Annotated in this window: 15 protein-coding genes; 5 read left to right on the top strand and 10 right to left on the bottom strand. The window is 37.6% G+C overall.

The window, feature by feature from the left end:
* Position 1: 1 nt before the first annotated feature.
* From rsmH to ychF, 6 genes are all read right to left on the bottom strand, one after another.
* Positions 2-937: a 16S rRNA (cytosine(1402)-N(4))-methyltransferase RsmH gene (rsmH, locus tag ACW6OJ_RS01165; RefSeq protein WP_293699437.1), complete on the bottom strand. Its 936-nt coding sequence runs from the start codon at positions 935-937 to the stop codon at positions 2-4.
* Positions 938-945: 8 nt separating this feature from the next.
* Complete coding sequence (lgt, locus tag ACW6OJ_RS01160) at positions 946-1,695, bottom strand: prolipoprotein diacylglyceryl transferase (RefSeq protein ID WP_456095551.1); 750 nt, start codon at positions 1,693-1,695, stop codon at positions 946-948.
* Between the two features lie 9 nt (positions 1,696-1,704).
* A complete protein-coding gene (gene yfmH, locus ACW6OJ_RS01155; protein WP_456095550.1) occupies positions 1,705-2,997 on the bottom strand; it encodes an EF-P 5-aminopentanol modification-associated protein YfmH in 1,293 nt (430 codons plus the stop codon).
* Positions 2,998-3,013: 16 nt separating this feature from the next.
* The gene (gene yfmF / locus ACW6OJ_RS01150) at positions 3,014-4,273 is read right to left on the bottom strand and encodes an EF-P 5-aminopentanol modification-associated protein YfmF (RefSeq protein WP_456095549.1); all 1,260 of its coding nucleotides are present in this window, start codon (positions 4,271-4,273) and stop codon (positions 3,014-3,016) included.
* A gap of 42 nt (positions 4,274-4,315) precedes the next feature.
* Complete coding sequence (locus ACW6OJ_RS01145) at positions 4,316-4,771, bottom strand: leucine-rich repeat domain-containing protein (RefSeq protein WP_456095548.1); 456 nt, start codon at positions 4,769-4,771, stop codon at positions 4,316-4,318.
* 108 nt (positions 4,772-4,879) lie between these two features.
* Positions 4,880-5,977, bottom strand: coding sequence for a redox-regulated ATPase YchF (ychF, locus tag ACW6OJ_RS01140; RefSeq protein WP_456095547.1), 1,098 nt, complete (start codon positions 5,975-5,977; stop codon positions 4,880-4,882).
* Between the two features lie 343 nt (positions 5,978-6,320).
* Here ychF and ACW6OJ_RS01135 point away from each other — a divergent pair, with 343 nt between their 5' ends.
* On the top strand, positions 6,321-6,830 hold the full coding sequence (locus ACW6OJ_RS01135) for an RNA polymerase sigma factor (RefSeq protein ID WP_456095546.1): 510 nt from the start codon (positions 6,321-6,323) through the stop codon (positions 6,828-6,830).
* Complete coding sequence (locus ACW6OJ_RS01130) at positions 6,820-8,256, top strand: hypothetical protein (RefSeq protein ID WP_456095545.1); 1,437 nt, start codon at positions 6,820-6,822, stop codon at positions 8,254-8,256. Before ACW6OJ_RS01135 ends, ACW6OJ_RS01130 begins: the two co-directional genes overlap by 11 nt.
* 139 nt (positions 8,257-8,395) lie before the next feature.
* On the opposite strand, the gene ACW6OJ_RS01125 is transcribed toward ACW6OJ_RS01130, so the two are convergent.
* The 4 genes from ACW6OJ_RS01125 to ACW6OJ_RS01110 form a co-directional block, all read right to left on the bottom strand.
* The gene (locus ACW6OJ_RS01125; RefSeq protein ID WP_456095544.1) at positions 8,396-9,883 is read right to left on the bottom strand and encodes a UDP-N-acetylmuramoyl-L-alanyl-D-glutamate--2,6-diaminopimelate ligase; all 1,488 of its coding nucleotides are present in this window, start codon (positions 9,881-9,883) and stop codon (positions 8,396-8,398) included.
* Between the two features lie 25 nt (positions 9,884-9,908).
* The gene (cuyB, locus tag ACW6OJ_RS01120; protein ID WP_412426708.1) at positions 9,909-10,628 is read right to left on the bottom strand and encodes a cysteate racemase; all 720 of its coding nucleotides are present in this window, start codon (positions 10,626-10,628) and stop codon (positions 9,909-9,911) included.
* Between the two features lie 24 nt (positions 10,629-10,652).
* Positions 10,653-11,870: a carboxylate--amine ligase gene (locus ACW6OJ_RS01115; protein WP_456095543.1), complete on the bottom strand. Its 1,218-nt coding sequence runs from the start codon at positions 11,868-11,870 to the stop codon at positions 10,653-10,655.
* A 289-nt stretch (positions 11,871-12,159) separates the two neighbouring features.
* Entirely contained in the window at positions 12,160-12,939 is a 780-nt protein-coding gene (locus ACW6OJ_RS01110) for a putative ABC transporter permease (RefSeq protein WP_456095542.1), read from the bottom strand.
* A 153-nt stretch (positions 12,940-13,092) separates the two neighbouring features.
* Between ACW6OJ_RS01110 and ACW6OJ_RS01105 the strand changes: the two genes are divergently transcribed.
* From ACW6OJ_RS01105 to ACW6OJ_RS01095, 3 genes are all read left to right on the top strand, one after another.
* The gene (locus ACW6OJ_RS01105) at positions 13,093-14,322 is read left to right on the top strand and encodes a cation diffusion facilitator family transporter (protein ID WP_456095541.1); all 1,230 of its coding nucleotides are present in this window, start codon (positions 13,093-13,095) and stop codon (positions 14,320-14,322) included.
* Between the two features lie 69 nt (positions 14,323-14,391).
* Complete coding sequence (locus ACW6OJ_RS01100; protein ID WP_456095540.1) at positions 14,392-15,000, top strand: Maf family protein; 609 nt, start codon at positions 14,392-14,394, stop codon at positions 14,998-15,000.
* Between the two features lie 224 nt (positions 15,001-15,224).
* On the top strand, positions 15,225-15,648 hold a 424-nt coding region (locus ACW6OJ_RS01095; protein WP_456095539.1), incomplete at its 3' end, for a transposase family protein.

The raw sequence follows: 15,648 nt of genomic DNA, 5'->3' as shown, positions 1-15,648 counted from the left end.
TTTACTTCTTTTCTCCTACCCTCAACTTTGAGCTCCTAGATCGTGGATTAAATTCTACCTCTTCATCACTTGGTAAAATCGGCTTCCTAGTTATTATCTTCAGCTCACTTTTCTTATTACACTGACAAAATGGCAGTTCAGGAGGACATAAACAGTCCTTGTTGAGGTACCTGAACTCATTTTTAACTATCCTATCTTCTAGAGAATGGAAGGTTATTATACAGATCCTCCCCCCCTTGTTCATCATGGAGACAGCATCCCTTATCATTGTATTTATTACGCCTAGCTCGTTGTTGACCTCTATCCTGATAGCTTGGAAGGTTCTTTTGGCTGGATGAGGCCCATCAATTCTGGCCCCCTTAGGTATGGCCTTCTTGATGACATCAACTAGGTCAAATGTTGTATCAATAGTGTGGTTAGCCCTTTCCTCGACTATAAATTCGGCTATCCTTTTTGCCCATTTTTCTTCACCATAGTCCTTGATTATAGTATAAAGGTCCTCCTGGGAATACTCATTTACCACCTGCCAGGCAGACATACTTGCCCTATCGTCCATCCTCATATCTAGACGAGCATCGTGCATATAGGAAAACCCCCTGTCTGCCTCATCTAGCTGGTGGGATGAAACTCCCAGGTCAGCCAAGACTCCATCAATACCATATATACCCCTTGATTCCAGCTCTGCCTTAAGGTTCTCAAAGTTACTATGGATCAAGACCACCCTATCATTGTACTCTTTTAGACGGTCCTTTGCAACATTGATGGCATTGATATCCTGGTCAAAGCAAAACAACCTACCCTTAGCAGATAGTCTTTTTACTATTTCCTTGCTATGACCAGCCCCTCCCATTGTGCAGTCAACATAGACTCCATCAGGTTTAATATTTAAATTTTCAATGCATTCGTTCAAAAGAACTGATACATGGTTAAATTCCATCTCTTTACCTACTTTCCGGTATTTTCCTTATATGCCTTCTTTTTTAAAAGGAAGTACCTAGCCACAAGGGCCATGCCTATACCTACTAGGCTGATTAGTTGGGCCATTTTGATAGGTCCCAGCATCAAGGAGTCGGTCCTTAGACCCTCTATAAGGAACCTACCAAGTGAATATAGGAATATGTAATCCACTAGGAGCTGGCCCTCATATTTTTTATTTTTCCTAATCATAAATATATAGACAAATATCATCCAATCCCATACTGATTCATACAGGAAGGTTGGGTGGACCCTTTGGCCCTCAACTAGGATTGCCCAAGGCAGGTTGGTGGGACCACCATGGGCCTCTCCGTTTATAAAATTACCCCACCTACCTATAGCCTGGGCCATAGGTAGGCCCAAGACTAGGATGTCAGCCGTCCTAAAAAACTCAAGCTTTTTTATCCTTGTAAATACCCAGACTGTCAATATACCTGCTAGTATCCCACCGTGGATGGCAAGTCCACCACCTCTAATATTTATAATCTCTCTTAAATCACCAGCATACTGGGACCAATTAAAGGCTACATAGTATAGCCTGGCACCCACTATGCCAAGTGGTATAGCAAAAAGGCAAATGTCTGTTACCTGTCCTTCCTGGTAGCCAAGTCTCCGTGCCTCCTTAGAAGAAACTAGTATCGCCATTAAAATACCACAGGCTATCAGGATTCCATACCACATTATATCTAGTCCAAAAATGGAAAATGCTACCCTATCCATAATAACCTCCTAATTACTAGATTTAGGCTTCACTATAGATATTACACTTTGATCTTGGCAGAAGAAGTCATTCAACCTATCTTCTACATCTTCAAAGCTAATCTCCTTTAATACCTCTAAATAGTCAAGGAAGTTAATTCCCCTAAACCTATATGACAAGAAATTATTGGCAATATAGGCGATAGAGTCAAAGGACTTTAAGAAGCCACCTATTTTCTTTTTCTTATTTATTTCAAAATCCTGCCTATCGAGACCCGATTTTCTTAGCTCGTCAATATATGTGTCTACCACCTGTTTAAGTCTTTCCGGATCCCTTGATACACCTGATGCTATTGCATAGGCATAGTCCTTTTGGCTAAGATAGCCACCAGAAATATTACCAAGCAAAAGACCATCATTATATAGGGTCTGGTGGAGGTCTCCACTTTCAGAAAAAATCATATCGAAGAGGATGTCAGACCTAATTTCATTTTTAAGGGCCTCCCTAGGCTCCATAGGCTTCTTAACATCCTTATAGCCTATATAAAATAGGGGGATAGACACCGTAAATTCTTCAACTATCTTCTTCTGCTTTACCTCTACAGGCTCCTCTGGCATAAATGACCTAATATTCTTGTCAAAGTCAAGGTCCTTATGGTTAGCCTTCTTAATTGTATCCATCAAGATCTCTACATCTAGGTCGCCTACAACAAATAGCTTCATATTAGCCGGATTATAGAAGGTCCTATAGCACTTATAAAGCTCTTCAGGGCTAATCTTATTTATCGATTCAACACTTCCAGCTATATCTATATTAGCATGGTGTTTGGAATACATAGCCTTCAGGCAATTAAAGTAGACATTCCATTCAGGATCGTCTTCATACATCTTTATCTCTTGGGCTATTATCCCCTTTTCCTTATTTACATTTTCTTCTGTATAGTATGGAGTCTGGACATAATCTATCAAGTGGTCTAGTGACTCCATAAAATTGTCTGTAGTAGAGAAAAGATAGGCAGTCATGGTAAAGCTAGTAAAGGCATTTGCACTGGCCCCTAGCTGGGAAAACTTGTCAAAGGCATTACCACCATCTGGTTGCTCAAACATCTTGTGCTCCAAGAAATGGGCTATACCCTCTTGGACCCTAATCCTCTCACTTTCACCAATAGGTATAAAATCAAGGTCATTAGAACCAAAGTCAACTCCCAAAACCGCATACTTATTCGTATAGCCTCTCTTAGGCATATAATATACCTCTAGACCATTTTCAAGACAATCATAGTATAAAGTTTCTCTTATTACTTCATTATATATTTTCTTCATAAAATCCCCCTTTTACCTACTTCAAAAAGAAGATTGTATCTTCTTTTACATCCTTCATGGATTCTATGATCATTGGTATATCAACTTTTTCTACATATCCAATAACATCCTCTACGGTCAACTTGCTACCAGATATATACTGGTTATATATAAAGTCAACATCTGAAACTATGGAATCTCCCATGGCCTTCAAGGAGTTAATCAGGCTCTTTTTGGCATTATCTAGCTCTAGCTGGCTTATCCTTCCCTGCCTTGTATCCTCAAGTTCCTTCCATATGAGGCATATTGCCTTATCGTAATTTTCTACATCTATGCCTGAGCTTATAAACATAAGTCCCTTAGTCTTTTCTAGGTTAGAGGATGCATAATAGCATATGCTCTCCTTCTCTCTCACATTATTAAATAGCTTGGAGTGGGGACCACCACCAAATATACTGTTGGCAAGCATCAGACTATAGTATCTCTCATAGTCCATATAGTCCACACCAGTCCTAAGACCTATTACTAGCTTTGCCTGGCTGGTCTCCATATCCTCTTCGAAATATTTAGTCCTAGTGGGCAAATATTTGTAGTCTTCTCTTACTAATTTTTGAACATTTGTCCTTTCAAACTTGAACTTTCTGATACAAAGGTCTTTTACCTTATCTTCGTCAAAGTCACCCTCAACCATTATAAAAATCCTAGATGTTGATATGAGGTCCCTATATGTATCGTAAATATCCTTGGCGTCTATTGAGTCTAAGTCCTCAACATAACCAATATGGTCAATTGAATAAAGCTCATCCTTGCACATGTGTTCTATACACCTCAGACTTGCATAGGTCCTCTTATCATTAATCTTTGAACTTATTTCTTCCTCAAGATTTTTCTTTTCTAGGTCTAGCATGTCTGGGTTTAACTGTCCATCAACCACTAGTGGATTTAATAGTATTTCACTGGCAAAGTTAATCACATCCTCAAAAACTGGCTGGTCAAGATACTTGTCTGATATAGTCAATAGTTTGAGACTAGCAATTAGCTTTTCACCATGCTTAGTAAGACCTAGGTTCATAGACAGTCCATAAAGACTATCTAGTTTCTGAGATATGGCCTTCATGCTTGGATACTTATTGCTGGCAACCTGTAGAAGGTTTGTCAATAAAGAAAGTCTCGTAACCTCCTGCCTGTCAAGTTGCCTTTGGAAATATATAGAAATCAAATTAGATTTAAATTTTTTTGTCTTTACTAGACCTAGGGATAAGCCATCTCCTAGGTCTATAATATTCATCATTGTCATTATCGTTACCTTCCTGGTGAATGGTCACCATATATCAAGGATTTACTTCTTCACAAACCTGATATGACGTAGGGGTAGCCTATTTTCAATAGTATTACCAGATATGTTGATGCTATCAATATTGGCAATATCGTTCAAGGCCATTACATCTGTAATATTGTTGTAGGCTATATTTAAAGACTCAAGCCTTCTCAAGAGTTCAAGTGGCCATATATCCTCCACCTGGTTTCTCTGGAAGTCAAGGATTTCAAGCTTACCACATTCCTTTAGTGGGGTAAGATCCTTTATCTCATTATTGGCCATATATAGGAGTCTTAAATTCTTAGCATTTTGAATACCCTCAATACTAGTAATTCCATAGTCATTCATATCCAATAGGTCAAACTTTTCCATCATATCAGGACTGATTTCCTGACCATCAAAGGCAGGATCAATCTTTTCCCTGTAATTATCAATTATTGCTCTCTTAAAATTGTCACACTCAAACTTTACAAACATATCTACACCTCACATTGTTTATTGGGACCTAGTTACTTCAATCCCCTTATTATTTCCACCTGATTATTTATATATTTCTAGCCCTAGACTAGTAATATTCAAATGACTTTACACGTTAAACTTAAATAGTATAACATCCCCGTCTTTTACTATATAGTCCTTGCCCTCAAGTCTTACCAGACCCTTTTCCTTGGCTGCAGACATAGTTCCATACTCTATAAGGGCCTCATAGGCTATAGTTTCCGCCTTGATAAAACCTCTTTCAATATCTGAGTGAATTTTTCCACCAGCCTGAGGAGCCTTAGTACCATTCTTTATAGTCCAAGCCCTGACCTCCTGCTCACCAGCAGTAAGGAAGGAAATCAAGCCTAATAGATGATAAGAGGACTTGATAAGTTTGTCTAGACCAGACTGGGATAGACCTAAAGTCTCCAAGAATTCTAGTTTTTCCTCTTCAGTTTCTAATTCTGATATTTCAGCCTCAATCTGGGCACAGATTACAACTACCTCAGAATTTTCAGTTGCAGCAAATTCCCTAACAGCCTTAACCATATCATTGTTTACTCCATCATCAACTAGGTCGTCTTCTGAAACATTTGACACGTATATTACTGGCTTTGAACTAAGCAGGTCCAGTGACCTTACAAAGGCCCAATCATCATCTGACAGGTCCATTGTCCTTATGCTCTTGCCCTCTTCAAGAGTAGCCTTAACCTGATTGAGTATATCTAATTCTCCCTGTAGGGTCTTATCAGCCTTCAGACCTTTTGTAGTCTTGGCTATTCTCCTGTCTAAAATTTCCATATCTGAGAAAATCAACTCAAGGTTTATAGTCTCTATATCTCTTAAAGAGTTGATTGAACCATCAACATGGACTACATTTGAGTCCTCAAAACACCTGACTACATGAACTATGGCGTCAACCTCTCTTATGTTTGAAAGGAACTTATTACCAAGCCCTTCTCCCTTAGAAGCACCCTTGACCAGACCTGCTATATCGACAAATTCTATAGCTGTCTGGACAATCTTCTTTGAATTGTACAGGTCTTTTAGCTTGTTTAATCTATTGTCAGGAACTGATACCACACCCACATTTGGATCTATAGTACAAAATGGGTAGTTGGCAGATTCGGCACCTGCCTGCGTAATTGCATTAAAAAGTGTACTCTTACCAACATTTGGTAAGCCTACTATACCTAATTTCATAAATTTAACCTCCGAAGTATATTCTTAGCAAACAAATATATATCCAAATCCTTTTCTTAAAGAAAATATATTTGCTAAATTACATTATTCAACACCATATATTATAACCTATAAGAGCCTTAAAATCAATCAAATGGGCATAAAATAGATATTCAAACAAGTATATATATAGACACCCGACCCACCTTTAAATAAATCCTATTAAATAGTGTCACAAATCCATCTTTCCTGTGTTATATTAATATAAAGAAAATTTTCTTGAGTTGATTTCTCAAACAAGATTTAAGTAAATTCTTGGATTCTAATTTGTTGATAGCTAGGCACCATCTTCTAGGAGGTATATATGAAGAATACGGACTTTGAAGAGATATACAAAAAATACCATAAGAACCTACTCGTATATGCCCTTTCCTTATGTGGTGACTACGAGCTGGCCAAGTCTTTGGTTCAGGTTACCTTTGCCAAGGCCTACCTTTCATATAGGGAGGGTGGTAGCCTAAAGTTTTGGCTGTCTAAGGTTCTTAAAAATGAGTTTATAAACCACATACGGCATAGTTCACGTTATGTAGATGACCCTGACCTAATATTTGAGCGTTTATCTGGACCAGATAACCCTTTGGATATCCTTATAAAAGAGGAGAGTATGAGAGAGGTTGCCCACGGCATCACCCTCTTACCTAAAAATTATAGGGTTGTCCTCATGTACACCATATATATGCAGCTCAAGGATGAGGAAATTGCCGATATTATGAACACCAGCCCTGCCAACATTAGAAAGATTAGGTCCAGGGCCCGTCAAAGACTAAAGGAAATTTTAATTGAAAGAAAATGGGGTGAAAAGTATGAAGAATGATAATAGAGACAATATAACTACAAATAGTGCTATTGACATAGACAATATAGATAAGGCTAGTTCTAGCAAAGATCTTCTTGATGAAGACAATCTTCAGGAGGGTCCTTCCAAGAATAAAAAATCAGTAGATGATGCTATTGAAAGCTTTGAAGACCTTTTTAGCCAAGACCCTGACCAAATGGAATTGGAAGCCAAAATGGAAAAACTAATTGATAAGGAAATAAAAAAAAGGATAGCAAGGACTACCAGGTCTGTCCTACTAAAGACGGCTATACTTGTTGTGGCCCTTCTCTTTATAATTAACCCCATAGTAAAGTCCTTTTATCCAGACTTCTACACTATGGCTAATAGCGAGGAAAAAAACAAACCCCTATGGACCCAGGTGAAAAATAGGTATCTTAGTCCCCTCCTTTATGGTAACAATAGAAATTATACCAGTCAGTACAATGACCTGGCCAATATGGTCCACTCATTCTATGCAACCAGTGATCCTACCAGACTACTAATTAATTTGGATGTTGTTGATAGACAGTTCGGGTCCTACGAGTTTTACCTTGATACAGGTAACTATTATGATGGATCAGTCGCTGTTGGAGATATTGATTTAGAAATTATCTATAAAAGAGGCCAGATAACTCTTGATCACGGCAAATATGGAGCTAGTATTAATGGAAATTTGTATGGTAGCTTCCCTGATAAAAAGGACTTGATAGAAAATGTCAAAAAGCTACCAGATTCAGCATATATTTTCGCCTCTGTGGGTAGCAAGAATTTAATATCTATAGCTGACCTTTTAAAAGACTTTGATAAAAACTTCGATATATTGCCGTTTTGGCTACGAGTAGTCGACCCAGCTAGCTACGACTTGATACAAAAGTCACCGGATGGGACAGACCTTACTTTCTATCCTGGTGATCCATACGACCACTACCTTGAGTTAGGTATAAACCCTAGTGCTCATTACCAGGTTAAGAAGAAAACTCTTAAGGATAAGGTTACTGGTGAAACCTATACAGATACAGATCCTAAGACCTTATATGAGGATATTGACAAGCTTAGTAAAGACCAATTGAGAAAAAAACTGAAGAAAGTATATATGGCTAACCTTGACTTAATAGATAATAATAGGGATATATTTGTAGCTTTCAAGGAGATTGTTACCAGTAGATCAAGAATGGACCAGACTTCTATAGCCATCGGTTCTCTCTCAAATTTTACTGGTAAAAAGGACACGTACGAATATGGGAAAATTATACCTGATGACTTCGATATATACAAGAGGGATATAGGCAAGCAGGATGACCTAAAGACTAACCTCTTTACTATCTACCTGAGCAAAGACCAGTTTTTGAAGCTCCTAAATGAAGATTGGGTATTTTCAGCAAATGTTATCAACTGTAAATTTTCTAACTTTACTAGCAAGTAGGCTGTAATATTAAAGCAATAGAAAATATATAAACAAAGATATAAGAAAGGCTACACACTTATACTATACAGGTGTGTAGCCTTTCTTATAATTATTATTCATCGGCTATTATTATAGCCCCTATCATTCAACTAGTCTCTTAGGAATCCTGTCTATCCTTTACTATCTCAATAGCCTTTAGGACCTCTGCCTTTTCATCATAAAATACCCTTTCGCCGTGTATTATCTGGTACTTTTCGTGGCCCTTGCCTGCAACTATTACCATGTCACCCGGCTGGGCAATTTCTATTCCCTTTAGGATAGCCTGGGACCTGTCAACAATCTTTAGGACTTGACACTTAGAATCTACAAAGGACTCTTCGATATCATTGATAATTTTCATTGGGTCTTCATCGTCAGGATTATCTGTAGTCAGGATTGCTATATCACACAACTTGGCTGCAACATCTCCTAACTCCTTCCTACGTAGGACCGACCTTCCACCGATTGAACCAAATACGCATATAAGCCTTCTTGGCTTGTACTTTAGTAGGGTTTCTAGAACATTTTCTAGACTGACACCATTATGGGCATAGTCAAGGACCACTGTTATATCAGGTATTGACGGTATAACTTCCACCCTACCATCCACCTGGGCAGTAGCCAAGGCTGACAGCATCTTGGTCTTATCTATACCCAGATAATTAGCTGTAGCAATAACTGCCAGGGCATTATATACACTGAATTCACCTGGTGAGGCTATATGGGTCTGGGTAGGCTGACCATTTCTTATATACTTAAAGTCAACACCAAGACTGGTCTGAGTCCTAGTCAGGCTGATATCCTCCGCCCTAAAATCACTAGGTTTCTTTATAGAAAAAGTTTCTATATCACAGGTAGCCTTGTCAATCATATATGAAGCATGATCGTCATCAATATTGATAATACCATGCCTACATAGGGCAAATAGTCTGGACTTACAATCCCTATAGTCTTCAAAAGTAGGATGTTCCTTAGGTCCTATATGGTCCGGTGATAGGTTGGTATATATACCAATATCAAAGTTAACATGGTTGACCCTTTCCATCATTAGGCCTCCTGAAGATACCTCCATTGCCACGCACTTGACACCTGCATCTACCATCTCCCTAATAGTCTTGTGGAGCTCATATGATTCTGGTGTAGTATTTATAGTCTTACCTGCATAGTCATTGTAGAAGACCCCATTTGTTCCTATTACACCTGTGTTCAGACCTGACTTAGTCAAGACTGACCTTAGATAATTAGTTATAGTAGTTTTGCCCTTGGTACCAGTTACACCGATTACCTTAAGATTTCTTGAAGGATTTCCAAAAAAGTTGGCTGATATATGAGATAGGCAGTTCCTACTGTCATCTACTATTATCATAATGGCATCCTCTGCCAGGTCCATATTGACATTTACCACAAATACCCTACAACCCTTTTGGTAGGCTGAGTCTACATACTTATGTCCGTCTACTGTTTCTCCCTTGATGGCTACAAATATCCCATTTTCTCTTGCCTTTCTGGAATCGTAGCATATGTTGTCTATCTCACATTCTTTTAGCTGGTCCATATCCCTGTTTGAAATATATTCCAGGCCTGTGAGTAATTCACTAAGTTTCATTTAGTCCACCCCTATTTCTATCAACCTAGATTTGATAGTCTTCTTTTAGTTTTCTACCTGCCTTCAATATGGTTGTCATGGCCAGGACTTCTGAAGAATCTACAAAAAAGTCGTTTGGCAGTTTTTCATCCTTTTTTATAATGGATAATTCTGTACAGCCAAGTATGGCACAATCACATCCCTCAGCCTTTAATACCTCTATAATCTTGTTAAACTGGTCCATATCGGCCTTCTTGCCTGCCTTTACCTGGTCGTATATTATATCCATGACCATTTCCTGGACCGGCTGACTCGGAACATAGTAGTCCATTGAATGCTTGACACACATGTCCTGGTAAAGACCAGTATTTATATTTCCAGTCGTTGCTAGTATACCTATCTTCTTGTGCCCCTTCTTTTTGGCATGAACTACCGTTTCTTCTATCATATTTATCAAGGGTATACCTAGCCCTTCTACAATAGCATTGTAGAAGTAATGGGCAGTATTACATGTTAGGACTAAAAAGTCCGCCCCAGCTGCCTCTAATCTTTTTGCATCTCTAACTATATAGTCGAGTGGACTATCATCAGATGATCCAAGTATATAGGCAGTCCTATCAGGAGTAGTTGCCCTATTCATAATTATCATGTCTAGGTGGTCCTGGTCCCTCTTAGCCTCTGTCATTTCGACTACCATATCGTAGAAGTAGACAGTTGCCATAGGTCCAAGTCCTCCCAATACACCAACTGTTTTATCTTTCTTCATGTTTTTCTCCGTTTATATTTATAGCTAGTATTTCTTACAATACTTGTTGAATTTCTTTTTCTGGTTTAGGCCATACAAGAAGAGGTATAGCCTCCTCTTGAAGTTGCCCCTCAAGTCATAGTCATATCCAAATGAGCTCGCCGACTTGCCCTGGGCTACAAGGTCCTTACACCTCTTAACCAAGGACTTGTCCTTTACAAAGTCATATACTACTGAATTCGGTATTACATGCCAGTAGAAAGGGTCCTCTTGTATTTTAAGGTCCATTTCCTTATTGTATATCCTGTCCTCTACTACATACCTAGCTATGTTATTACCGCTAGATGTTACATAGAAGTTACTCCTACCCTGTCTGAGATTTATTTCAAATACCTTAAACTTGCCATCCCTGTCATCATACTTGATATCGAAATTTGAGAAACCCACATAGCCTATCTTTTCTAGGAAGGCCTTGTACTTTTCCATCAATTCCTCTTCATATTCTGTAATGATGGCCGCATGGTTGCCTATTCCCTTAGGTGTGTGTTCCTCTAAAAGAACATGACCTAGGCACATCATCTTTACCTTGGCATTCTGGTCTGAATAGCATGTCAAGACCCTCATGTGGTCGTCCTCACCAGGTATAAAATCCTGTATAATCATACTCTTTTCATAACCATGCGAGTATACGTCGGATATTATCTGGTTGAACTCTTCTTCACTATGGGCTACATAGGCCTTGTTCATGCCCTCAAATGGGTTTTGGAAGAAGGATATACTGTCAGAGGCCTTTACTATTACCGGATACATAAAACCAAAGTCCCTTGTCTGGTCTCCCTTATTGTATATATATGTCTTTGGGTAGTCCAATCCATACTCTTCACATACAGCGTAGAAGGATTCCTTCTCGACCAGCCTATTTTTAAGGTCTGCATCTATATATGGAAGCACAAAGGCCTCCTTTAACTGGTCCTTTTTGTCTATTATCAGTTCAGCATATTCATCAGTACAACCCATAAGTATAAGTTTAACATCTGCTGGATGTTTCTTTGCTTCCTCTAGTAATATATCAACAAATTTTTCAGGATCTGTAATATCTGGCGTCACCCTAAAGTCTATTATCTTACTGTCCTTTGTTGCACCTAGGTAGTACCTACCAAAGGCAATTGACTTTATTCCATATTCTTCATGAAAGGCCCTTGCTACACTGTAGCAATTTAGGTCACCACCACATAAAATTGGTTGTATTTTTGTTTTTTCCATTAACCACACCTCGTTTATCTTCAATCTATTCAAATTCATCTATAGCATATATATACAGACTTAAAAGCTGATATATACAATAAATATAATAACTTAAAATGGTATTATATGCAAGGTATCTAGGTCTAAAAAGGGGCAAATATCCCTTCTTTTTATATTTATAGGATTCTCCTATTAGACCCTATCATAAAAAGGGGCTTATTCCTCCTACCAATTTATGGTTGAGGTCTAGCCCCTTACTTATTTGTCTTTATATACTAATTTATTTTCCCCTAAGCTTCCTTGTCTTCTAGCTGTCCTTTAATCTCTGCTTTAGCTGTGATTCATCAAACTTTTTCCTAAGCTCAAGGAAGGCCTCTCTATACCTATTTTCCCTCATACTTGGGAAGGCCTTAAATACCCTTCTCTCTCTACGTGTAAATTCAGACAATACTTGAGCCTTGTCCATAACATCCAGGGTCCTATCTGCTACCCCTGCCCCAACCTTGTCGCTAAGCTTGTATATATCTTCTCGCATTTCACTTAGTAACTTAAGCTTTTTGTTGAACTTCAAGATAGCCTGAACTGTTGATACCCAGTCTATTATAAAAACTAGCAAGAATATAATATCAGCTATAATCAAAAGTCTAATTGGTATCAGGCCTACTAGGTTAACTATAGTGGCGTGTATGTCCCTTATCAGTATAAGACCACCTATTCCCCAATATAGTAGGAACTCTACACACACATAACCCCCTATATTGAACTTATTATCAGAATAGTCCCACCACCTCCTGTGGAAACACTTGTCCAAGACCAGGCCAGCCATATACTCCAAGAAAGTACATATAAAGGCCGATCCCAAGAATAGGACTGGTATATTGTCTTTCATAGGAAATAATAAGTAGGCCAACATGACTGAACCAAAGCCGTATATTGGGCAAATAGTACCTGCCAGCATACCTCTATTTACAAATTTTCCCTGTTTTACAACATGGTAGATAACCTCAACTATCCAGCCTATAAAGGCATATATAAAAAAATAAAGAATCCACACAAAAATTTGCTTATTTTCGAATAATATATCCATACTGCCTCCTCTTCAAAACTATTAGATATATTATATATTAAAAATCTATTTTATACTAGTATATTAAATTTCTTGTTTTTTATTTATAAAAAGTGGTATTATATTAACTAGGTTATTATCAATCGATAATCTAATGATAAAGGAGGTTATAAAATGAAAAATAATAAGAAAAATATTAATAGTTTAAAGCAAATAGACAGTGCTATTTTTAATCAAGATATTAAGGCTAGTTCAGATAAAGTAAATAATAGGGCCTCAAGCCAGGAAAATAGGACGACTAATATAGACAATAGGGAAAGAAAAATAATGAGGACGTCTATAATTGGTATTATAGCAAATATAGGCCTAGCCATAATTAAAATTGTACTGGGATCAATAACAAGCTCTATTGCTATTACTACTGATGCAATGAACAACTTGACGGACTCCTCTTCTTCAATCATCACTATTATAGGTACAAAACTATCATCAAAAGAGGAAGACGATAAGCATCCCTTTGGTCACGGTAGGATAGAGTACCTTACAAGTATGGTTATAGGCATAATTGTAATAGTAACAGGTATACAGGTCCTTATTTCATCTGTAAATGGTATATTTCACCCTGTACATACAAACTACACAAGCCTTAGCCTAGTTATTATGGTATTGACGGTGGTAACAAAGGTTATATTGGGTTCCTATACTGAAAAACTTGGTAGGGAGGTAGATTCTGGTGCCCTAATAGGATCTGGAAAAGATGCAAAAAATGATGCTATAATTACCAGCCTTACGATTATTTCTGCCCTAGTCAGTATCTTCCTAAAGATACAGGTCGAAGCCTATGCTAGTATAATCATATCCGGCTTTATTATTAAAACTGGGGCAGATATTCTCCTTGATTCTATAAATAATATTCTTGGAGTAAAATTAGACCCCAAAACAACTGCTGAAATAAGAAATATGGTCAAGTCTCAGGAAGGTATTCTTGGTGCATATGACCTAATAATTCACAATTATGGACCAGTCTATAATATGGGATCTATAAATGTTGAACTAGACCATGAAACCAAGGTAGGCGATATCTACCCTACCCTACACAGGCTACAGATGGAAATTTATAAGAAGCATAACATCTATCTCACATTTGGTTTTTATTCTGTCAATAAAAACCACAAGGTTGCTAAAGCTTTTTTGAATATAATTAATGACTATATTTCAAATAACCCATCGTGTCTTGGTTACCATGGACTTTATATAGATGAAGAAGAAAAGTCCATCTACTTTGACCTACTATTGGATTATTCGGTGGACCATGCCCAGGTCAAGAACCAGGTCAAAGAACTTGTAAAGGAAAAATATCTAGGCTATAATGTATACATAAATATAGATACAAAGTTTATATAAGTACTAGCCTATATAGTCCTCAAATTCCTAGGTATCTTATATAGGTTTGATTTTTGGAAAGGATATTCTATGAATAAAATTATACTTGCTAGCAAGTCTCCTAGACGAATCGAGCTCTTACAAATGTGTGGGCTTGACTTCAGCAGCCTTGCTGCCGACATAGATGAGGGGGTTATAAAATCTCATATCTTAGTTGATTCAAGGGAAAAATCGACCTTTGACCAGGCTAAAATACTTACTGAGAGATTGGCCAGGGAAAAAGCCCTCCATGTCTACAGACAAAAAAAAGACCACTATGTTATCGGATCAGATACACTTGTTGTTACCGACAAGTCAATCCTTGGTAAGCCAATGGACTCCCATGATGCCTATAAGATGTTAAAGAACCTCGCAGGCCAGGTACATAGGGTTTATACAGGTGTAAGCATAGTAGGACCAGACTTTGAGGATAGCTTTGTAAGTATAGCCCAGGTCAAGTTTTACGACCTTGATCCAGCTATGGACCAAATTATTAAGGACTATATTGCTACAGGTTCTCCAATGGACAAGGCTGGATCCTATGGTATTCAGGATATGGGTGCCCTTTTAGTAGAATATATAGAGGGTGATTATTATACCATTATGGGTCTCCCCATCGGACAGGTATATAGAAAATTAAAATCTCTGAACTTGAAGTAATTTACAAAAGTCTAAAGATTAGACTAGTTCTTAAATTATCATTAGTAAATACTCTAAACAAGTAATTAAACTCATAATCTAGCATAAAAAATGGGTTGTATAATATTTAGCGTTGGTGAGAGAAAATTCTCTCCCAACGCTAAATTTTTTGCAAAAAAATAGGAACACACATCAAATCTCATGTATAATTTAAATCACCACAAAATAAAAAAAGGAGAAATGATATGTGTTCTAATGCTAGTATAACAGAAATCTTGGGAATTAACGATAACAATTTAGTAATTTTAGGTAACGAAAAAGAAAATATCAAGGGGATAGAATATACAGTACTAAGGGGAAAGCTTTCATATAGGCCAGCTTGCTGCCCTAAATGTGGTATAGTCAATGAAAATTATGACATAATTAGAAATGGGAGTCAGACTGTAAAAATACTTTTTAATAGGGTTAATACAAACCCTTTGATATTAATGGTTAAAAAGCAGAGATTTTTCTGTAAGCATTGCGAGTCAACATTTATGGCCAAAACACCTATCGTAGATAAGGGGTGCTTCATATCGAATGATGTTAAGAGGTCCATAGTTTTAAACCTATGTGAGACTAAGTCAATGGACTTAATTGCAAGAGAACACTGTGTATCTCCTACTAGTG

The sequence above is a fragment of the Peptostreptococcus sp. genome, assembly GCF_977045075.1.
The sequence above is the reverse complement of the archived record's forward strand: the minus strand, read 5'-3'. Positions and strand labels throughout refer to the sequence as shown.